The sequence below is a fragment of the Kitasatospora sp. NPDC086791 genome, from assembly GCF_040685975.1.
Lineage (GTDB): Bacteria > Actinomycetota > Actinomycetes > Streptomycetales > Streptomycetaceae > Kitasatospora.
Genome location: NZ_JBFBOC010000034.1, coordinates 21948 through 42946 on the forward strand (window position 1 = coordinate 21948; position 20999 = coordinate 42946).

17 protein-coding genes are annotated in these 20999 nt (G+C 71.1%); 2 read left to right on the top strand and 15 right to left on the bottom strand.

The annotated features are described in order from the left end of the window. Window positions 1-920 precede the first annotated feature (920 nt). Together AB0Q99_RS29385 and AB0Q99_RS29390 are read left to right on the top strand one after the other, a co-directional pair. Entirely contained in the window at window positions 921-3755 is a 2835-nt protein-coding gene (locus AB0Q99_RS29385; protein WP_363576601.1) for an NB-ARC domain-containing protein, read from the top strand. Window positions 3756-4168: 413 nt separating this feature from the next. Beyond that, window positions 4169-4588, top strand: a complete 420-nt coding sequence (locus tag AB0Q99_RS29390) for a hypothetical protein (protein WP_363576602.1) — start codon at window positions 4169-4171, stop codon at window positions 4586-4588. Here AB0Q99_RS29390 and AB0Q99_RS29395 read toward each other — a convergent pair. From AB0Q99_RS29395 to AB0Q99_RS29465, 15 genes are all read right to left on the bottom strand, one after another. Then, the gene (locus AB0Q99_RS29395) at window positions 4548-4985 is read right to left on the bottom strand and encodes a hypothetical protein (RefSeq protein ID WP_363576603.1); all 438 of its coding nucleotides are present in this window, start codon (window positions 4983-4985) and stop codon (window positions 4548-4550) included. The genes AB0Q99_RS29390 and AB0Q99_RS29395 overlap by 41 nt on opposite strands. Window positions 4986-5168: 183 nt before the next feature. Next, window positions 5169-5765 carry a hypothetical protein gene (locus tag AB0Q99_RS29400; RefSeq protein ID WP_363576604.1) on the bottom strand — a complete coding sequence of 199 codons (597 nt, stop codon included), beginning with the start codon at window positions 5763-5765 and terminating at the stop codon, window positions 5169-5171. Between the two features lie 31 nt (window positions 5766-5796). Continuing rightward, the gene (locus AB0Q99_RS29405; protein ID WP_363576605.1) at window positions 5797-6375 is read right to left on the bottom strand and encodes a hypothetical protein; all 579 of its coding nucleotides are present in this window, start codon (window positions 6373-6375) and stop codon (window positions 5797-5799) included. A 66-nt stretch (window positions 6376-6441) separates the two neighbouring features. Continuing rightward, the gene (locus AB0Q99_RS29410) at window positions 6442-7218 is read right to left on the bottom strand and encodes a nuclear transport factor 2 family protein (RefSeq protein WP_363576606.1); all 777 of its coding nucleotides are present in this window, start codon (window positions 7216-7218) and stop codon (window positions 6442-6444) included. Continuing rightward, window positions 7215-8669: an ATP-binding protein gene (locus AB0Q99_RS29415; RefSeq protein WP_363576607.1), complete on the bottom strand. Its 1455-nt coding sequence runs from the start codon at window positions 8667-8669 to the stop codon at window positions 7215-7217. The genes AB0Q99_RS29410 and AB0Q99_RS29415 overlap by 4 nt, the downstream gene beginning before the upstream one ends. Further along, complete coding sequence (locus tag AB0Q99_RS29420; protein WP_363576608.1) at window positions 8666-9823, bottom strand: transposase; 1158 nt, start codon at window positions 9821-9823, stop codon at window positions 8666-8668. The genes AB0Q99_RS29415 and AB0Q99_RS29420 overlap by 4 nt, the downstream gene beginning before the upstream one ends. Before the next feature lie 325 nt (window positions 9824-10148). After that, window positions 10149-11720 (bottom strand): Na+/H+ antiporter, encoded by a 1572-nt coding sequence (locus AB0Q99_RS29425; protein ID WP_363576609.1) that lies wholly within the window; start codon window positions 11718-11720, stop codon window positions 10149-10151. Continuing rightward, window positions 11713-13602: a 1,4-alpha-glucan branching protein GlgB gene (glgB, locus tag AB0Q99_RS29430; RefSeq protein WP_363576610.1), complete on the bottom strand. Its 1890-nt coding sequence runs from the start codon at window positions 13600-13602 to the stop codon at window positions 11713-11715. Before glgB ends, AB0Q99_RS29425 begins: the two co-directional genes overlap by 8 nt. Continuing rightward, entirely contained in the window at window positions 13599-15653 is a 2055-nt protein-coding gene (locus AB0Q99_RS29435) for an alpha-1,4-glucan--maltose-1-phosphate maltosyltransferase (protein WP_363576611.1), read from the bottom strand. Before AB0Q99_RS29435 ends, glgB begins: the two co-directional genes overlap by 4 nt. Beyond that, window positions 15650-16837, bottom strand: a complete 1188-nt coding sequence (glgA, locus tag AB0Q99_RS29440) for a glycogen synthase (protein WP_363576642.1) — start codon at window positions 16835-16837, stop codon at window positions 15650-15652. The genes AB0Q99_RS29435 and glgA overlap by 4 nt, the downstream gene beginning before the upstream one ends. Continuing rightward, window positions 16837-18189: an NDP-sugar synthase gene (locus AB0Q99_RS29445; RefSeq protein ID WP_363576612.1), complete on the bottom strand. Its 1353-nt coding sequence runs from the start codon at window positions 18187-18189 to the stop codon at window positions 16837-16839. The genes glgA and AB0Q99_RS29445 overlap by 1 nt, the downstream gene beginning before the upstream one ends. 8 nt (window positions 18190-18197) lie before the next feature. Further along, window positions 18198-18947, bottom strand: a complete 750-nt coding sequence (locus AB0Q99_RS29450; protein WP_363576613.1) for an AAA family ATPase — start codon at window positions 18945-18947, stop codon at window positions 18198-18200. Window positions 18948-18995: 48 nt separating this feature from the next. After that, on the bottom strand, window positions 18996-20210 hold the full coding sequence (locus AB0Q99_RS29455) for a PP2C family protein-serine/threonine phosphatase (protein WP_363576614.1): 1215 nt from the start codon (window positions 20208-20210) through the stop codon (window positions 18996-18998). A gap of 7 nt (window positions 20211-20217) precedes the next feature. Further along, on the bottom strand, window positions 20218-20634 hold the full coding sequence (locus tag AB0Q99_RS29460; RefSeq protein ID WP_363576615.1) for an ATP-binding protein: 417 nt from the start codon (window positions 20632-20634) through the stop codon (window positions 20218-20220). A 20-nt stretch (window positions 20635-20654) separates the two neighbouring features. Continuing rightward, window positions 20655-20966, bottom strand: coding sequence for an STAS domain-containing protein (locus tag AB0Q99_RS29465; protein WP_363576616.1), 312 nt, complete (start codon window positions 20964-20966; stop codon window positions 20655-20657). Between the last annotated feature and the right edge of the window lie 33 nt (window positions 20967-20999).

A 20999-nucleotide genomic window follows, 5' to 3' on the forward strand; every position in this document is an offset into this window, starting at 1 on the left:
CCCTGCCACTGAACTTCCAGAAGCAGAACGGTGGTTTCAGCTGTTGGTACGCCTGGATGCCGCGCCAGCATCGATGCACCACCACCTCGGAGATCACCGATAGGGCAGACCCTCGCGCTGCACCACGCATCGACGGAGGGCCACATGAAGCCCTCGGGGGCAAAAGTCTGCGCCCCGTCTGGCGCGGGCACCATGGTGTGACACTGCGTCACCGCATCGCCAATCCGAGCGCTGCGGTTCCGACACGGTCCCGTCTCTGCGACGATGCCTACGGTCGTCGGCTCGCTGCCGCACCCGTGCCGTCCCAGTTCCGCACCTCCACCATGCGGAGCTGGCTACCTGCAGGACGGCGTCGCCCAGCTGCTGCAGGAGCAGTCGACTACCGCTTGCAACCCTGGGACTGCGGGCGTGCCAGAGCTTTCGGCAGCGCCGTCGTTGCGCCGAGCACAGCAGCGGTGCCGTGCGGTAGCCCGAACGCCGGCGGACAACGACGCGGCGATCACCAACAGCGAGCCCGCGACGAAGCCACTGTTCCGGGTCAACGGCCGCGCCGAGAACTCCAACGGCGTTCCGCCTCCGGCCTTCGGGCACGGGCGGCCCCGCCCGTGCCCGAAGGCCGCGCCTCACGACCCCCACCACATGGACAGACCACGGCGGACGAGTTCGCGTACAAGGCCTGAGACCACCCACCCTCCTGCCGTCTTCAGCACCTCGTGCCGCCAAGCCCGGTCACGCCACTTCGCTGCGAATTCCTTCACCACGCACCTTCTCGGTAGGCCCGACCTCTCCGGCCGGTCGGTGGCCATTGAGCTGGATCCGTGCGTGGTTCAGCGGGTTGGTTTCTCGCTGAACAGCACGTCTTCGCAGGACAGGCCTGGTGAAATGGGTGTTCAACGAGAGTTCCGACTGAACGGGGATCGATGAACGACCAGTCCGCAGCCGAACGCCTCGCGGCGGAGCTGAGGCAGCTGCGAATGAACGCCGGAACCCCTACGTTCGCCCAGATCGCGATGTGGGGGTCCCAGCAACGTCCCCCGGTAACTCTCGGAAAAAGCAAGCTCAGCCTGTGGTTCAGCGGCAAGAGCGTGCCCGAGGACGGCCGTCCATTCGCCGTCCTCGTGGAACTGCTGGAAGCACGAGCGCAGCAGAGGTCCGGCACGTCCCGGCGAGGTCTGGCCGCATGGCAGGCGAAACGGAACGCGGCGGACCAGGGGCGCCGCCGTGAGGCCGTGGAAGGCCGGGCCCGTACCACCGGAGACGGCCCCGCCGCCCCCGGACCGAGGCCGGGCACCTACTCAGTACGCCCTCCGTACGGCGAGCTCCCCGCCCGTCTACACGGCCGGGACAGTCTGCTGGCCGATCTAGAACGAGCGCTGGCCGAGGGACACGAGCGGGTGCAGGTCCTGCACGGGCTCGGCGGAGGCGGAAAGACAACAGTGGCACTGAGGCTTGCCCGGCACGCTCGCGACCTCGGGCATCAGGTGTTCTGGGTCTCGGCGACTACACACGAACGGTTGCTGACGGGCATGTCTCAGGTCGCCCGTGAACTGGGTGTGGCCGACGACGATCTCGACCGCGCACGAACGGGGCAGTCGAGCGCGTTGGACCTCGTGTGGCGTTGCCTGGACCGTGCGAATGAGCGCTGGCTGCTCGTCGTTGACGCCGTGGACGACCTCTCGGTCGTCGCTTCGGAGCACGGCTCGTCGGGAGACGGTACAGGGTGGGTCCGGCCGAGTCGGTCCGGTCTCACGGTGGTGACGAGTCGAGTCGGCAACCCCCGCCTGTGGGGAACGGAAGCAGTGTGTCGAGCGGTGGACATGCTGTCCGCCGAAGACGGGGCAAAGGTCCTCGCTGACCTGGCGGGAAATGCCGGACCGGTCGAGGACGCCCGTGCGCTCGCCGCGAGGCTGGGCGGGCTGCCCCTTGCGCTGCACCTGGCAGGCGCGTATCTGGCAAAGGTACGAACGAGCCTGGGATCCGCACGCGGCACCATTGACGTCCGGCCCATTGGCGACTTCGCGGGGTACACGGCAGAACTCGACCGGCTGGGTGCCCCATTGCTCGACGCGGGCGAACCGTTCACGTTCGGCACGGACGACCAGCGGTTGCGCCGGCTGGTGAGCCATACCTGGGAGATCAGTCTCGACCTGCTCGCCCGACAAGGACTGCCGGAGGCTCGATTGCTCATGCGCGTCCTGTCGTGCTTCGACCCGAGCCCGTTCCCCGCCATCCTGCTCGCGTACGGTCTCGTCACCCCGGAGCGCGAGTTCCCGGATGGGTTCGAACACGGCGACGCAGCTGTCGACGCACTTGTCGACATGGGACTGTTGAACCTGGAGAACGTGGACATATCGATCGGCGGAAACGGCGCGGCGAACGCAGCCGATCTGTGTCTCACTGCCCACCCGTTGGTGCTGGACATCAACGCCGCACAGGTGCGTGACGGAGAGGGAACCGCTGAGATCTGGAGGGCTGCCGCCAACGTCACGCGATGGATGGGAGGGGGTGGGAGCACGCCTGACCGATGGAAAAGGTGGCAGGTTCTAGTCCCTCATGTACTGGCGACTCTGCGGTCCGCCCCCTCGGACGATGTGGAGTCGCTGGCCTGGTTCGTTGAATCCGGGTGGGCTGCATACGGCTACTGCCTAGCATCCAACCATCGGAACCAGGCTCGCGACCTAATCAGGTTGATGATGAAGCGTACTGCCTCCCTGCCTGACACCCTCCCTGTGGTCGGCGCAATTCGTAGCTATTACTACGAAGCCACAGGCGCCGTGGACGAATCCCGCCGACTCTTCGAGGAGTGTCGCGACGAGCGAGGACCACAGGACATGGAAACGCTGCAATTACAGTTCCGATGGGCGCGCGCTCTACTGTCAGATGACCAATTGTCCGCTGCCGAGAAGGAGCTCTGCGCAGTTCTGGACGGGCTGCGCTCCACCGGCGCTGCGAACAACAGGTTGCTGGTCCACGCAGTCCTGGTACAGGTGCTCTCGGAGCAGGGCGAGGAAGACAGGGCGGCCGCCGAAGCGCACGCCCTGCTGTCCGTCGTCGAGACGGACGTTGCCGATCTTGACATCACCGTGCTTCACCACGTGGGTCACGCACTCACGCAAGGGCGTCAATTGGAGCAAGCCGAGATCATGTACGGTGCGCTTCTAGCCCGACTCGACAAGACGAACGAACAGCACTCGCCCCTCTACCGTGACATTTCCCTGGAACTACTCGACCTCTTCCTCCGCGGGGGGCGTGAACGCGCAGCCATCGCGTTGATCAGCCGTCTTCTCGACCTATACATGCCCGCCGGGGACAGCCCCCTGGTAAGTCGCGCGAATCTCGCGGACCTCGTCCAGACCAGACTCAGCCTTCAACTGGAGCTGGCGGAAAGCAGCAGCTCCGAGGAGGAGTTGCAGGGATTGCTGCGCGATCAGCTGAGAGTGACCAGCGGCACCGACTTGCTGAACATCGAGTTGCGAATCGCGCTCGTCCGCGTATTCATCGCACACAGGAAATTTACACAGGCCCAGGAACAGCTGGAGCTGGCCGAGGAAGCCGCAGCCGAAAGCGGTACGGTGCCCCTGTGGACGGTATATCTGTGGAGCGCCCGGTGCCTGTGCGCGCAGGACCGCTGTACGGAGGCCCTTGACCGCTACCAGCAGGCAGCGGCGCTGCTCACCCATGACCCCGACGGCATGGCCTATGTCATGGAGGAGGCCGCCGGCTGCCTCGCCGCTGTCTCGGGTGGCGAAGCCTGACACGGGACAGCGAGAGTCTGGCGAGAGGCTGATTGATCGTCCGCATGAACGGGACAGGTGGGTCCTCTCCGAAGGCCTACAGAGTCCGTGTCGGCCCGCTCTTGGCATCGGAGGGCAGCCCAGCCTTCCGCGCCCGGCCGGCTTCCATTCCTGGACGTGGAACCGAGCAGCCCCTCTTCAAAGGAAGTCTACGAACGGCTCACCTCTACGGCCCCAGTGGGTCTCCGTCATGTCCCTTGAGGTGGTGTAATAATCGCACACCAACGGTCATGCGGCCGACGGAATTTTATCGTGGATGGGGTAAATCTGCTCCATGTTTCCCCCGGGCAGGTAGCGAAGCGGGAAGGCCGAATCCATTCGGTCGTGCCACTACCGACGCCGCCTCTCCCCAAGTGCCTTGGTCGGAACTTGTGTTGTCACCGGAAGGGGGGCTTGGCCGGGTCGGTGAGCAGGGTGTCTGCGACGGGTTCGACGCCGCCGCCGAGGAGATCCGGGTCACCCGCAAGACGCTGCTGGAGCTGCCCGATCCCCCACCGGCCGAGCCGCCGGCCGCGAAGCTGCCGAATCATCCTGCCTACCAGCAGATCATGGCGGTATTCGCGGCGGCCACCGCCCCGTTGCGGGCGCGGGCGGTGTGTGAGGCGATGGACGTGGAGATCGCGCCCAGCAACATCAACAACACCCGGCTGAAGCTCAAGCGGCTCGCCGAGCGGGGAATCCTGGCCGGGACCGAGCAAGGGCTGTTCACCCTCCGCGGCCATAACCACCAGCGAGCCGCCGGCGGCGAGAGCGCTATCCGAGCGCTCTCGCGAAATCGTTCGCGAGCTGCCTGATAAACACCTCGTGGTCGAGCCCCGGCGTGGGCGACACCGTGGGCGGAAGGACGCTCATGACGTCGAAATGCCCGACGCCCTCGTACGTCTGAACGCTGATCTCAGTGGGTGCGGCCCTGAGGATGTCCACCGTGAGCGGCGGCGTCACGACGTCGGCCGCTCCCGTCAGCACGACAACGGGCACGCGCAGCTCGTCGAGCGCGCCCGGCGCTCGGAACCAACCCAGTGTCGGGGCCAAGATCACCACCTTGGTCACCCGGGGCTCGGTCGGCACCGCGATCGGCCGCCGGCTCCGTCCCCACGGCTGCGCACCGGCCAGGCACAGCGCCGCCCAGCCTCCGGCGGAATGGCCCGCAGCAACCACCGGAAGGTCAGGTCTGTCAACGTCGTTGAGCATGGCCGCCAGTCCAACGGCTCGCTGGCACATCGCCGTGCGAACCGGTGGTTCGGAGCTCGCCCCCGAAGGGCGGCTCATCCGGGCGGTGTCGACCCGTCCCGGCGGCGGCCCCTCCCGGAGCAGGCTGCCGGTGCACCAAGGTGCAGTCCGCCGAGGCTTGCACGCCGCAGTAGCGGTCGGTGGTCAATCGGTCACCAGGTAGGCCACCAGAGAGGCCACCAGGCTGGTCAGACCGGAGACGACCGCCAGCGCGGCGAGGGCCTTGAACAAGCCGACGGCCACCCGCCACGACGCCCGCGGCAGGCGTCCCCCGCGCCAGCGCGCCGCCCGTCGCGGTGCGGCCAGCTCGACGGCCTGCGCGAGGCCGACGGGGCCGGCCACCACGGCGAACAGCCCGGCGGAGATGCCGAGCACCCGGAGGCCGGCGTGGGCGACGCCGACCCGGTAGGAGGTGTCCTCGGACTCGACGTACTGCACCGGCACCCGGGCGCCGACCCGCAGCTTGCCGTCGTACGGGACCGAGTGGACCACACCGGGGCCCGCGTCGGGGGTGAAGTCGCCGAAGCAGGTGGTGTGCTCCTGTTTGCCGCTGCCCTCGGTGAGGCAGCCGGTGACCGTCAACAGGCCAGGCTGCCCGGCGAGTCGGAGCGGATAGGCGATGGTGAACGCGCAGACGGCGGTCAGGGCCGCGCCGGCCAGCATCACGGCGAGCCCCGCCAGTGCCAGGACCGACGCGGCGCACCACCGCCCGGCCCTGGATTTCGGATCCCTCAGGTACACGACTCCCCCGTTCCCCAGCCGGCATGCTCCGTCACGTTCCCGGTCGGCACGCGTCAGCGGCCCGGCGCCGGCGGCTCGGCCGCCGAGCAGCGACCGCGCAGCCGAGCAGCACGACGGCTCCCAGGAATCCGGACAGCACCAGGCCCGTCGCTCCCGGCGTGCCGGACCACGCACACCTCACGGCATTGGTCGTCCAGGCCGCGATCACGCCGCACGCGAGCCAGAGCGCGCGGCGGCCGGTCCCCCGGTCCCCGAGAGGAACGCCGGGGAGCCGGTCGTCGGGCGGTGCGACCGGGCCCGTCCCGGCGGGCCAACCCGGCGGCGTCCACAGGGGCGGCGTCGGACCGTCCGTCCAGTCGACCGGGGCGGGGGCCTCCGGCCGCAGGTCGGGGTGGCGCATCCATGCGGCCCGGTGCCGGGCGGCCGGGTCCGGGTCCAGGACCAGCACGGTCCAGGACCCGGACCCGGCCACCACCCGGTGTTCCACCGGCCGGTATCCGTACAGGTACGCGACCCACAGCTCACGTCGGAGCCCGATGCCGGTGCTGGTCGTCGACACGACCACCCTCGGCCTGCCGTCGAGCCGGTCGGCCAACCAAGTGAAGTCCATGCCCACGATCGAACCAGCCCCGCACGGCCCGGAATGTTCCTTTGACGGTACTCTGATGGACTCGTCTCAGAGCGCGGTCGGCCGGCCGTCCGTCAACTGCCGGTGCAAGCCCCAGAGGTCGAGCTGCGCCCACTGCCCCGTGACCTTTCCGTCCCTGACGTGGACGATACGGATGGCGTCGAAGGAGACCCGCCGGCCGGTGGCGGGAACGCCCATGAACTCCCCGATGTGGGTGGCCTCGACGCGGAAGCGGATGGTCACGGCGTCCCGCCCCTCGACCACCTCCTCCTCGGACATCTCCAGGTCTTCCCACGGCTCGACCATGTTCCGCGCGTAGTGCGTGAGCGCGACCTGGAAGTCGGTGAGCCAACCGGTCAGGCCGAGGCACTTCTCGGTCCACCGGTCGGCGTCGATCAGACGGGTGGCCCCCGCGACGTCGCCCGCCAGCAGGCAGTCGTTCCAGGCCCGGTAGATCTCGAGCGGTGTCGCGTCGACCGTCGGCTCCGGACGGAACGAGGCCGTCTGCCGCCAGATCCCGCCGTCCTTCATGACCATGGTGCCGACCGTCTCCTTCCGTTCACCGGCGACCTCCATGACCGCCCGGTAGCAGATCGTGTCCCCGTGTTCGGCGTACTCCACCATTTCCACCAGCCTCGGCCGGAGGGCGAGGTACCCGGAGAACGCTTCGCGAATTCCGTCCGCGCCGACGAAACTCCGGTCGGCGCGGACGAGGACGGCGTCTGCCGTGTAATGCGTGACAATCGAGTCGAGATCGCCGGCGGTCACCGCCGCGAGCTGTTTCTCGAAAACCGCCCGCACGTCCGTTGCGGTGTTTTCCGTCATTCGAGGTCCTTTCGGGTCGGTGCGGGAATTCGCACGGTGAACCAGGTGTCGCCGGGTACCGAGCGGGCGGAGAGCGAGCCGCGGTGCCGCTGGGTGACGATGCGGTAGGAGAGGTGCAGGCCGAGGCCCGTGCCCTTGCCGACGTCCTTGGTGGTGTAGAAGGGTTCGAAGATCCTGGTGAGCGCGTCGGCGGGGATGCCGCAGCCGGTGTCCCCGATCTCGACGGTGAGGCAGGTGCCCTGGCGGCCGGTCCGTACGGTGAGCGTCCCGGCGCCGTCCATGGCGTCGACGGCGTTGTCGATCAGATTGGTCCACACCTGGTTGAGCTCGGTCGGATGCCCTGCTGCGTCCGGGAGGTCCGGCGCGTACTCGCGCACGATCCGAACCCCGGCGAGCTTCGGCCGCAGCATGGCCAGGGTTGCCTCGATGCCGTCGACCACGGAGAACCGCCCCTGCGGAGCCCGGCCGAGGTGCGCGTAGTCCCGGGCTGCGGCCACCAGCGCGGAGATGCGCGGGCCGGCCGTCCGCAGCTCCCCCGCGAGCGCCCGGACCTCCAGCAGGGCGGACAGGTACTCCAGCGCCACCGGAAGCACACCGGGGCACAACCCGCACAGCCGCCCGGACAACCAGCCCGTGCCGAGGCCTCGTTCGGCCATCGCGCAGGCGAGGCCCACCGGCTGTGCGGCGCCCCGCCGTTCGGCCCAGGCGAACACCTCGTCCTCCAGGTCCGCCGACGCCACGGGGTCGGTCTCGGCGGTGAGCGGCGTCCGCCCGATCTCCGCCGCGAGCCGGTCCAGGGCCTCGGCCTCCGGCGTGACGGCCGCGGCGCCCCAGCGCCGTGCCGCGCCGGCGAGCCGGTCGGTGGCCGGGCCGAGCTGCTGAGCGACGCGCGCCACGGCCGCGGCCGGGTTGTTCAGCTCGTGGGCCAGGCCGGCAGCGAGCGTGCCCATGGCCTCCACCGTGGTCCTGCCCCGGGCCTGGGCCTCCGAGGAGGCGATCCGCCAGGCCAGGACGGGCAGCAGCACCCGGGCGACGCCGGGGCAGCGCACCAGCATCTCCAGGAAGACGTGCTTGGGGTAGGCGGCGACGGTCGTGCGGCCCGCCGCGACGACGGTGGCCACGTACACGCCGTCGGTCAGCAGCGCGAGCTCCCCGGTGAACCGGTGGGCGGCCGGGGGCTTGGCGTCGTGCTCCCCGCCGGCGTCGGCACGGGCCCGGTGGCGGGTGAGCAGTTCCTCGCGACCGTCCACGCTCTTGGTGACCAGGAGTTCGCCGTCGAGCAGCACGTAGAAGTGGGTGGCCTCGTCCCCGTCGTGGAAGAGGGTGTCGCCGTCGGCGAGCACCCGCTCCTCGGTCACGGCGGTGAGCCAGTCCAGCTGGTCATCGGTCAGGTCGGCGAAGAGCTCGATCTCCCGCAGCCGCTCGCCACGGGCCGGGGCCGCCGCGGTCACCGCGATCCGATCAGCGGCAGCCGCCGCTGCGGCAGCAGCCGACCCGACTGCCTCGGCAGTCGGGCCAGGACGGAGATCGCGTGCGCGATCGAGACGAGCGTGGCGTGGTGGTGCCACCCCCGGAAGGAGCGCCCGGCGAAGTCGCGGATGCCCACCTCGCCGCAGACGTCCTTCAGGTCTCGGGAGACGCGCCGGGTCAACTTGGCGATCCGGAAGAGCGCCGACGAGGAGAGGTGACCGATGTTGGAGAGGAAGAGCTCGGTGGGCCGCGCCTGCTGCGGGTCGGTCCAGGCGCCGATGAGGAAGAGCGGCGGCATGCCCGTGGAACGGTCGAGGGCGGTCTGCAGCGCGACCCGCACACTGACCACCTTGGCCACTCTGCGCCGGGCGTACCAGCTGTCGCGCCACTCCACCGCCGCACCCAGCTCCCGTACGGACGCCACGAGTTGCTCCGCCGGCAGCTGCCGTCCGTCACCGACGGGCAGCCTCGGGTCGGCGGGGGCCACCCGCAGGCAGGCGTCGACGCCCAGGACGAACGGGATCCGGCGCGGCGCGAAGGCCCCGAGCACCTCGGCGAGGTCGCCGCCGGCGGCGGTCATCACCACCGGGCGCGGCGTCAGCCGCCAGTCCTCCGCCATGGAGACGACCGAACCGACGGCGCACTGCACCGGGGTCTGGGATCTCACGTGGTCGGGGACGGCGGCTCTTCTCCGCGCTTCGTCGCCGGAGACCCAGGACGCCGGCAGCGCGAGCTGCCAGTCCACCGGACAGCTGGCCTCCTCGGAGGCCAGCCAGACACCGGTGCTCTGCTGGCAGTTGGCCATCCGGCCGAGCCCGGGGACGAACTGGCGCGAGACGCCGACGGAGTGCCGGCCCGCCTTGGGCACGGCGAGCGGCTCGACGATCCAGGCGACCGGCTGCAGTTCCCGGTCGACGAGGCGGGCCAGTGACTGGCGTACGGGTTTCCACTCCCACGGGGAGGTGGTGATGAACTGCTGGAGGCTCTGCATCGCGCTGCTGTCGGCAGCCTCGGCGATGCCCTTCATGGTCTTGCGCCCCTTCGCGGACAGCAGCCCCCGGACGTACAGCTCGCCCCACCGCCGCTGGTCACTGCGCGGTACCGAGGCGAGCAACTGCCCGCACAGTCGGTCCACCCGATCCTGAGAAAGGTCCTGCGGATCGAATCCATCGAATCCGGCGTCCACACCCATCCCTCCTCGAAGCAATGCGCGAATACCACGACCCGGCGGAATTGTTCACCATTCCGGGCATGGCAGAGCTGGGAAAATCATCGGACCGGACTGATTTCCCGAAAGGCCATCTGCACTGCTGAGCTCGACCGCCCATTAGAGCAGAGAACCGACTCCGGCAGAACCGGACGGCAGCGGTTTAGCGAGTTCCATATGCAGCGCGATCGAGTGCACCCGGGAAGGCCGGCACTGCGGGAAATTGTTGGCACAGCATACGGACCTCTTCCCGTCAGGTGCGCGAGAGTGCCGCCTCCTCCAAGTCGAGCTCGTGCATCACCCGCCGCAGTACCTCGTCGTGGATCCGGCCCTCCCGGCAGAGCCGGACGAAGACGCCGCGCTCGGTGGCGAGCATCTCCCGCCGCAGCCGCCGGTACGCGGCGGTCGGCGGCTCGGCCCGCGCCCGGGCGCCGTCCGCCCGGATCCGCTCCCAGGCCGTGGAGCAGCGGTGCTCGGCCAGGTCCCGCAGGCGGTCGAGCACATGGCCGGGTACCTCCTCCTGGCCGTTGGCGACCCTCTCCTCCACCCGGGCCCAGGCCGCCCGGACCGCCACCTCCTGCGCCATCGCCTCGGCGAGGTCGTCCTCACGCGCCTGTCGCTCGTCGCTCAGGCGCAGTCGGCGTGCCACCGCGGGGAATCCGATGCCCTGGACCAGCAGGGTGCCGAGCACCGCCGAGAAGGCGAGGAAGAGCACCAGGTCCCGGTCCGGCATGTCGGGCGGTACGGCGAAGGCCGCGGCCAGCGAGACCACGCCGCGGGTGCCGGCCCAGCAGATCGCGGCGGGGTGCTGCCATGGGGGCGCCGGGTCGCGTCCGCGTAACCGGGCCGACAGCCGACGGGGCAGGTAGGTGGCCGGGAAGATCCAGACGGCCCTGGCCAGCACCATGGTGGCGAACACCACCACCGCGTCACGGCCCAGCGCCGCCGGGTCCGTGGTGCGCAGGGCTTGGTGCACCGGACGCAGTTGCAGGCCGATCAGTGCGAAGGACACCGCCTCCAGTACGCAGGTGGCCAGCCTCCAGGTGGCCTTCTCCTGCAACCTGGCCTCGTGCGAGGCCCCGGCGAAGTGGTGCCCGAGGTACAGCCCGGCGGCGAGCACGGCGAGCACTCCGGATGCGTGGCAGGACTCGGCGGCCGCGTAGGCTCCGAACGGGACCAGCAGCATCACGGCGTTCTCCGTGACGGCGTCGGCCAACCAGCCGCGCAGCCGGCGGACGGGCAGCGCCAGGGCCAGTCCGACCGCCACGCCCGTCAACGACGTGTAGGCGAACTCGGCCGCGCCGTCGAGGAAGGTGGTGGTGCCGCCCAGGGCGACCGCCAGGGCGAGCCGGAAGACGGTCATGCCGGTGGCGTCGTTGACGATGCTCTCGGCCACCAGGATGGTGACGATGCGGCGCGGCAGCCCGAGCCGCCGACCGATCGAGACCGCGGCGACGGCGTCGGTGGGGGCGAGGATCGCGCCCAGGACGAAGGCCTGCGCCCACGGCATCCCTGGGACGACCGCGTGCGCCGCGAGCCCGACGACCGCGGTGGTGAAAAGGACGAGCCCGACGGAGAGCAGGCCGATCGGGCGGGCGTTGGCCCGCAGGTTCAGGTAGGAGCTCTCCACCGCGTCGGAGTACACGAGCGGGGGGACGAAGACGATCAGTACGAGGTCCGGGTCCAGGTGGTAGTCGGGGACGCCGGGCACGAAGGAGACCAGCAGTCCGGCGACGACCGCCGCGATCGGCGGGGAGACGCCCGTACGGTGGGCGGCGGCGGAGACCAGGGTCGCGCCGACGACCAGGAGCAGGATCTCAGCCACGCCCGGCCCCGCCGTCCTGCGGACGAAGCCAGAGCGCGCCGAGCGGCGGCAGCACGAGGTCGGCGCCGGCCGACAGGCCCTGCCGGTGCCGTGCCTCGGCCGTGACGGCGCCGAGGTTGCCGACGCCACTGCCGCCGTAGCAGCCGGCGTCGGTGTTGAGCACCTCGTTCCAGACTCCGGCCCGGGGGAAGGCCAGGCGGAACGAGCCGCGCACCTCCGGCGAGAAGTTGTACACGCAGACCAGGGGTTCCCCGGCGGCGTCGTAGCGGATGAAGGAGAGGACGTTCTCGTCCGCGTTGTCGGCGTCGATCCAGCGGAAGCCGCCGGGTTCACCGTCGCGCTGCCAGAGCGCGGGAACGGCGTGCTGCAGCCGGTTGAGGTCGCGGACCAGGTCGCGCACGCCCCGGTGCTCGGGGGTCTCCAGCAGCGGCCAGTCCAGCGAGCCGTCGTGCCACCACTCCGACGGCTGGGCGAACTCCTGTCCCATGAAGAGGAGCTGACTGCCCGGATGGGCCCACATGAAGGCCAGGTAGGCGCGCACGGAGGCGAGTTGCTGCCACCGGTCGCCCGGCGCCTTGCCGAGCAGTGAGCCCTTGCCGTGGACGACCTCGTCGTGGCTGATGGGCAGCAGGTAGTTCTCCGCGTGGGCGTACATCATCGGAAAGGTCATGCCGGTGTGGTGGTGGCGCCGGTGCACCGGGTCCTGGCGGAGGTAGGCGAGGGTGTCGTGCATCCAGCCCATGTTCCACTTCAGGTCGAAGCCGAGCCCGCCGGCCTCGACGGGCCGGGTGACGCCCTCCCAGGCGGTGGACTCCTCGGCGACGGTGAGCACGCCGGGGAAGCGGCGATGGAGGGTGGTGTTGAGCTCCCGGAGGAAGGCGACCGCCTCCGGGTTCTCGCGGCCGCCGTGGGCGTTGGGCGTCCACTGGCCGGGTCCGCGCGAGTAGTCGAGGTAGAGCATCGAGGCCACCGCGTCCACCCGCAGGCCGTCCACGTGGAACTCCTCGCACCAGTACAGCGCGTTGGCGATCAGGAAGTTGCGCACCTCGGGACGGCCGTAGTCGAAGATCAGGGTGCCCCAGTCGGGGTGTTCGCCCCGATGCGGGTCGGGGTGCTCGTAGAGGGGGGTGCCGTCGAACCGGGCCAGCGCCCAGCCGTCCCTGGGGAAGTGCGCGGGCACCCAGTCGACGATCACTCCGAGGCCGGCCCGGTGGAGGGCGTCGACCAGGTGCCGGAAGTCGTCCGGGGTGCCGAGCCGGGCGGTCGGGGCGAAGTAGGAGGTGACCTGGTACCCCCACGAGCCGCCGAAGGGGTGCTCGGCTACGGGCAGGAGCTCGACGTGGGTGAAGCCCAGGTCCTTGACGTATTCCGGCAGCTCGTCCGCGAGTCGGCGGTAGTTCAGGCCTGAGCGCCAGGAGCCGAGATGGACTTCGTAGACGCTCGTCCGAGCCGGTCGGTGTGTCGACCGGGCCGCCGTCCATGCGGCGTCGGTCCAGCGGTGCCAGGAGGTGTGGATCCTGGACGCCGTCCCCGGTGGGCACTCGGCGGCGAAGGCCAGCGGGTCCGCCTTCTGCCGCCAGGTGCCGTCCGTGCCCAGGACCTCGTACTTGTACAGGGCGCCTTCGCCCGCTCCGGGCACGGAGAGCTGCCAGATGCCGGAGGAGCCGAGCGGCTCCATCTCGTGCCCGGCGCCGTGCCAGCCGTTGAAGTCGCCGATCACCCGCACCGCGCGGGCCTTCGGGGCCCAGACCGCGAAGTCGGTGCCGCCGGCACGGGGGTGGGCTCCCAGTACCCGCCAGAGCCGCTCGTGGCGCCCCTCGCCGATCAGGTGGATGTCGAGCTCTCCGGGCGTCGGCGGAAGCGGATCGCGGAGCGGGGTCACCGTGCAGTCCTCGTCAGGGGCCGGATGGTGAGGACATGGGCGACCTGGCCGGCCAGCGGGTCGAGCCGGACGCCGTTCTCGGCGCACCACCGGTACTCGGCTCCGCCGAGCTCGTCGTGGACGTCGAAGGCCGCGCCCGGCTCCAGTCCGAGTTCGGCGAGGTCGAGGGTGACGGTGCCCTGCTGGGCGCGGTGCGGGTCGAGGTTGAGCACCACCAGGACGGCGTCCTCGGCGAGCCGCTTGGAGTAGGTGAGGATCTGCGGGTTGTCGCAGGAGTGGAAGCGCAGGTTACGCAGGTGGTGCAGGGCCGGGTGGTGTTCGCGGATCCGGTTGAGCGCCGTGATCAGCGGGGCGAGGGAGCGCTCTTCGGCGGCGGCCCAGTCACGCGGCCGGTACTGGTACTTCTCGGAGTCGGCGTACTCCTCGCCGCCGGGCGCCGCCGCGGCCGCCTCGCACAGCTCGTAGCCGGCGTAGACGCCCCAGGACGGTCCGGTGGTCGCGGCCAGCACCGCCCGCACCGCGAAGGCGGCGCGCCCGCCGTGCTGGAGATGGCGCGGAAGGATGTCGGGGGTGTTGACGAAGAGGTTGGGCCGTAGGTACGCCGCCGACTCCTCCCCGTCGAGCCCGGCCAGTTCGCCGAGGTAGGACTCGATCTCCTCGCGGGTGTTGCGCCAAGTGAAGTACGTGTAGGACTGGTGGAAGCCGATCCGGGCCAGGGCGTGCAGCATCGCCGGGCGGGTGAACGCCTCGGAGAGGAAGAGGACGTCCGGGTCGGTCGCGTGGACGTCGGCGAGCAGCCGCTCCCAGAAGCCGAGCGGTTTGGTGTGCGGGTTGTCGACCCGGAAGATCCGCACGCCCCGGTCCATCCAGTGGCGGAGCACCGTCAGGCAGGCGTCGTGGATGCCGTCCGGGTCGGCGTCGAAGTCGATCGGGTGGATGTCCTGGTACTGCTTGGGCGGGTTCTCGGCGTGGGCGATGCTGCCGTCGGCCCGGTGGCGGAACCACTCGGGGTGTTCGCGGAGCCAGGGGTGGTCGGGCGAGCACTGCAGGGCGAAGTCGAGCGCGACCTCCAGGCCGAGGCGGCGGGCGGTGCGCACGAAGTGCCGGAAGTCCCGGTCGGTGCCGAGGTCCGGGTGCAGGGCGTCGTGCCCGCCCGCGGGCGAGCCGATGGCCCAAGGCGATCCGGGGTCGTGCGGACCGGCGGTGAGGCTGTTGCCGGGGCCCTTGCGGTGGCTGGTGCCGATGGGGTGGATCGGCGGCAGGTAGACGACGTGGAAGCCCATCGCGGCGACGGCTGGCAGCCGGAGCGCCGCAGTGCGGAAGGTGCCGGAGCGGGGCGGCCGTACGCCAGCCGGGTCGAGGACGGCACCCTCCGAACGGGGGAAGAACTCGTACCAGGAGCCGTACAGCGCCCGCTCGCGCTCCACCCGCACCGGGAACTCGGGCCCGACGGTGAGGAGGTCGCGCAGCGGTCCGAATCCGGCCGCGGTGGTGGCCTCGGGTGTGAGGGCGGCGGCCAGCCGCTCCTCGGCCGGGCGGCCGGTGTCCCGTACGGAGGCCGCTGCCCAGGCGAGCACGGTCTGCGCGGCGGTTCCGACGGCGAGCGGTCCGAGGGCGGCGCGGGAGAGCAGTGCGGCCCCCTCCTCCAGGGTCAGCTCGACGTCCACGCCGGCCGGGACCTTGACCTCCGCCGCGTGCCGCCAGGTGGCCAGCGGGTCGCTCCAGACCTCCACGCGGAAGGTCCACTCCCCCACCGGGTCGAGGACGACCTCGGCGCTCCAGCGGTCGGTGCCGCGTACCTTCTCGGTCATCGGGACCCCGGGGCGCTCCAGCCCGTCCGGGCCGGTGAGCACCACCTGGGCGCCGATCTCCTCGTGACCCTCCCGGAAGACCGTGGCGGAGACCTCGAAGGGCTCGCCCGGCACCGCTCGTGCGGGCCGACGGCCCTGGTCGACCGAGGGCCGCACCTCCGTGATCGGGATCCGCCCGACGGGGGACGGGAGTTGGTGCGGGCGGAGCTCCTTCGCGGGCAGGATCGACTCGACGGTCATCGGGTTTCGGACCTTCCTCTCACCGATCGGTAGACGTCATGGACCTGTCCGGCGGCCGCCGTCCAGGAGAAGTGCTCGGCCGCCCGGCGGCGCCCGGCCCGGCCCATCCGGCGGGCCCGGTCCGGCTCCGCGAGCAGCGCGTTGATCCGCAGCGCGAACTCCTCGGCGAAGAGCTCGGGTTCGGCGGGCTCGCCGTCACCGCCGAGCGGGACCAGCAGGCCGGTTTCCCCGTCGGTGACCACCTCCGGGATGCCGCCCACGGCGGTGGCGACCACCGGTGTCTCGCAGGCCATCGCCTCCAGGTTGACGATGCCCAGCGGCTCGTAGACCGACGGGCAGGCGAACACGTCCGCGAACGACAGCAGTTGGCGCGCCGCCGAGCGGGTGAGCGGCTCGTCGACGTGCACCACGTCGACGCCCAGCCCGCGCGCCTCGCGGACCGCGGCGGCGAACTCCTCGGCGATCCCGGGGGTGTCGGGGGCACCGGCACACAGGACCAGCTGGGTGCCGGGGGCCAGGTGCGGCGCGGCGCGCAGCAGGTGTGTCAGGCCCTTCTGCCGGGTGAGGCGGGCGACGCAGGCGACGGTGGGCCGGTCGGTTCGGACGCCCAGGCGGCGCAGTTCGGCGGTGCCGGGGTCGGGTGCGAACTCCTCGGTGTCGATGCCGTTGTGAACCACCACGACCCGGTCGGGGTCGAGTTCCGGGTAGCAGCGCAGGACGTCGTCGCGCATCGCGCCGGAGACGGCGATCACCCGGTCGGCGCCGAGGAGGGCGGTGCGCTCGCAGAACGAGGAGAGCGCGTAGCCGCCGCCGAGCTGCTCGGCCTTCCAGGGGCGCAGCGGTTCCAGGCTGTGGGCGGTGACCACGTGCGGGATGCCGTACAGCAGTCTGGCCAGGTGGCCGGCGAGGTTGGTGTACCAGGTGTGGCTGTGCACGACGTCGGCTCCGGCGGCGGCCGCGGCCATGGCGAGGTCGGTGCCGACGGCCTGGAGGGCACTGTCGGCTCCTGCCAGGTCGGCGGGCACCCGGTGGCCGGTGACGTGCGGCGCGGGGCGGGGCCCGTCGAAGCACTGGATCCGGAGGTCCACCAGCTGCCGCAGCTGCCGGGCGAGTTGCTGGACGTGGACGCCGGCGCCGCCGTAGACGTGCGGCGGGTACTCGCGGGTCAGCAGGTCGACGCGCATCATGCCGCCCTTCCGTTCAGGGGCGTCCCGCCCAGCCAGTGCAGCAGGTCCTTGAGTCCAGAGAGGCTGGCACCGGCGGGTATCCGCGCCCCGCTCCCGATGTCGAGCCGGGGGAACACGCTCACTCCGCGCAGATGGGTGCCCGCCCCGACCCTGACCTCGTCACCGAGCGCGCAGAACTCCTCTAGGACGACGGGGCGTTGGAGCGTCGAGCGGATGTCGACCATCGCGCCGAGGAAGGCATCGGAGATCCGGGCGCCGGGTCCGACGATGCTGTGGTCACCGCAGGCGACGCCGCGCAGCGAGCTGCCCTCCCCGAGGTCCACGCCGTCGCCGATGTCGGACTCGGCGAGGACGACGCCGGGCCCGATCTCCACGTCCCGGCCGATCCGGACGTTGGGGCCGATCCGAACGGTGCCGTCGGCGACCTTCTCCGCGAGGGTCCGGCCGGTGGTCTCGTCCTTGAGGTACAGGCTGCTCTCGTGGATCCGGGCGCCGGCCGGGGCACTGACCGGCGGGTCGATCCGGCCGCTGAGCATCGGGTACTCGTCGCGGAGGACCTCGCGCAGGGTGGTGAGGTAGTCGCGGGGGCTGCCGAGGTCCCCGAACTTGGCGATGGGGTGGGCGGCGATCCGGTGGCCGCGGGCCGCCAGGTACGGCAGCAGGTCACCGCCCCAGTCGAGGCTGCGGCGGGCGAGCGCGGCGAGGGCGGGCTCGCGGGCGATCACCCGTAGGCGGTCGCAGTCGACCAGGTACATCCCGGCATTGGTCTCGACCCGACCCGCGCCGTCGAGCGCGCCCGCCGCCCGCAGGGCGTCCAGGTCCGGCTTTTCCAGGAAGCCCTCCACCCCGCCGCCGGGACCGCGCAGCACCACGCCGTACTTGCCCGCCGCCTCTGCGGCCGGCCGGAGCACGGTGGCAAGGGTGACCACGGCGTCGTTCGCCCGGTGGGCGCCGGCCATGGCGGCGAGGTCGAAGTCGAAGACCGAGTCGGAAGGGAAGACCAGCGCGGGGCCGGAGAGGCCCCAGTACTCCAGGCAGCGCAGGGTGGCCTCACCGGAGCCGGTGTTGCAGCTGTCGAAGCGGGTCCTGGAGTAGCGGACGGACACGCCGTGCTGCTCCCCGTGCTCCAGGATGGCCTTGGTCTGGGCGCGGTTCTCCCCGCCGTTGGCGGCGACGTAGAAGCGGTCGACGCCCTGGGCCCGGAGGATGCCGACCGCCCACTCGATCAGGCTGCGGCCGGCCAGGCTCATGGCGGCCTTGCTGCGCAGGTAGTCCGAGGAGTTCAGGGTCAGCGGCCGGGCCCGCACTCCCCGGCCTCCGACCAGGGCGATCGCGGACAGGGTCTCCATCGTTGCCGTCACCTCCGGTGCACCAGGGAAGGGATGATCATGCGGAAACGTTTCACCAACGGGTGGTCGGGATGGGCGTCGACGAACAGTCGACTCCCGGCGACGACGGCCAGCTCCGGCGTGTACGGGAAGGCGGCCTCCACGGGCGATCCGTACGCCGCCTCGGCCCGCTGCTCGGCCAGCTCCCGCGGCACCCCCGGCGGCACCATGTTCACGAGCAGCACGCGCCGCGCGCAGCCGAGCTGGCCGGCGAACTCGATGGTCTCCCCGGCGCCGCCGAGATCCAGGAGGCAGGACCTGGTCACCACGGCCAGGGTGTCGGCGCTCGCCACGGCGGTGACCGTCTCGTTGTTGATGCCCGCGTGTGTGTCGAGCAGCAGGACGTCCAGGCGCAGCACGTCGATCAGCCGGTCGAAGCCCTCGCGCAGCAGGCCGACGTCGTACCCCTGCGCGATGATCTCGTGGATCCCGGAGGCCTCCGCCCGGGCGGGGACGAGGAAGAGCCCGGCGCCGCCGGGTGCACTGGGCAGTGCGAGGGCCGCGTCCTCGACCTCGCACCGGCCGACCAGGTAGTCGGCGAGGGTGCGGTCCGGCGCCTCGGTGCCGCCGAACAGCGCGTGCGCGGCGGGTGACTGGATGTCGGTGTCCACCAGGGCCACCCGGTGGCCGCCGTCGGCCAACAGCCGGGCCAGGTTGGCCGCGAGGGTGGATCTTCCCGTCCCTCCTCGGTGGGAGTGCATCGCGATGATCTGTGCCATCTCTCCTGTCCGATCGTCCGGGGATCCCGTGGTGGTGTCCGCGCCGGGTCAACCCGGTCCGGCGGTCCGGTGGACGGCCATCATGGTGATGTCGTCGTGCTGCTCGGCAGCGCCGGAGTGTTCCCGCAGTGCCGCCTCCATCCGCTCCAGCAGCGCCCGTCCGGACGGCGTCGGCTCGCGCAGCAGGTCGAGCACGCGCTCGTCGCCGAAGAACGCGCCGTGCTCGTCGCGGGCCTCGGGGACGCCGTCGGTGTAGACGAACAGCGTTTCGCCCGGCCGGAGTTGCGCGTACCCGAGGGAGAACACGCAGTCCGGGATCACGCCGACGGCGGGACCGGTGGGCTCCAGCGGGGTCGGCTCGCCCCCCTCCCTGGGAACGACCATGGGCGGGTTGTGGCCGCCGTTGATGTAGACCAGGCTGCCGGTGGCCGGGTCGAGGACGGCGAAGAACATCGTCGCGAAGTAGCCCTGGCCGCTGTGATTGCGGGTGAGGTAGCCGTTGGTGCCGACCACGGCGTTCATCAGCGGGGTGGCCCCGACCACGGGGATCACGTGCGCGGGGTCGGCGGCCTGGTGGGTCGTCATCGGGCTCTGCAGGCCGCTGTGCTCGGCCGTGTGCCGCAGCAGACTGCGGATCAGCGCCATGAACAGCGCCGCGCCCACCCCCTTGTCGCACACGTCGGCCACCACCAGGGCCAGCCGGCGCCGGTTGACGAGCTCGAAGACGTCGTAGAAGTCGCCCGCGACCTTGCGGGCCGGCCGGAAGCGGACGTCCAGGTCCCAGCCGTCGGGGCCCGGCAGCTCCTCCGGCAGGAAGCCCTCCTGGATCTGCCGGCCGATCTTCAGCTCCCTTTCGTAGCTGAGGAGTTCGGCCTGCGCCTCGACCTCCTCCATCGCCCGGCCGAGCTTGGCCCGCTCGTAGCAGCTGCGCAGCCGGGCCCGCACCATCGGTGGGAGGAACGGCGGGACGATGTAGTCGTGGCCCAGCCTGATGTGCTGCTCGATGTCGTCGAAGCCGTCCTCCGCGTACACCACCGTGATCGGGGTGGTCCCGCTCTCGGCGAGGCGCCGACCGATCTCCCGCACGGCCCGCGGCGTCATCGCCGCGGGGGTCAGCAGGACTTCCGCCCAGGTCGGCTCGCCCTCCAGGGCTTCCTGGGGGGTGCGCACCTCGACGGCGACGTCCTCGTGGGCGAGGGCGGCCAGCAGCTCGGGCGGCGGGTTCCGCTCCTGGTCGACCAGGAGCGCGGTCACGTCGGGCATGGATTCCTCATTCGGTTCGGTGCCGCCGCATCACGAGGGTGCTGCGGTTGTGGCCGTCGGCGTAGCGGTGACTGAAGTCGTCCAGGGCAGTGAGGGCGAGGTGGATCCCCAGTCCGCCGATCGTCCGCTGCGACAGCGGGACATCGGGCGTCGGGGGCTTGCACCCGGCGGCAGGATCGAAGGGCGGGGCGTCGTCCTCCAGACGGATCCAGACGGTGTCCTCGTCCATCCCGCCCGCGAGCCGCAACTCCCCCTCGCTGCCGCGATAGCCGTGCATCACCACATTGGTCGCGAGCTCGTCGGTGGCGAGCCGGAGCCGGTAGGCCGCCTCGGGGGCGAGCCCCGCCCGCTCGGCGAGCTCGTGGCAGAAGCGTGCGACCTCCTCCAGGGAGGTCAGCGTCGCGACGATGCGCAGGGCGTCCATCTGCGGGAGTCTCTCCGGTCTCACTCGTCGACGAGCGTGACGCTGCGGTCGAAGCCGGCCTGCCGGATGGTCCGGGCCACCGGTGCGCTGGCGCCGGACACGATGATGCTGACGTCGTCGCCCATCTTCTGGCGGGCGAAGACCAGGGAGCGCAGGCCGGCGCTGGCCATGTAGGTCAAGCGGTTCGCCTCGATGAGGACATGGGTGACCCCGGCGGCCGCGGCCTGCTCGATGGTGTCGTGGAAGGCGGGCGCGCTTGCCGCGTCCAACTCGCCGACGAGGCTGATGGTGGCGGTGTCGGTGGACGTGGTGACCGAGACGGTGAGGGCCATGGGGGGTATCTCCGGTTCTTTCGGTTGCCGGCG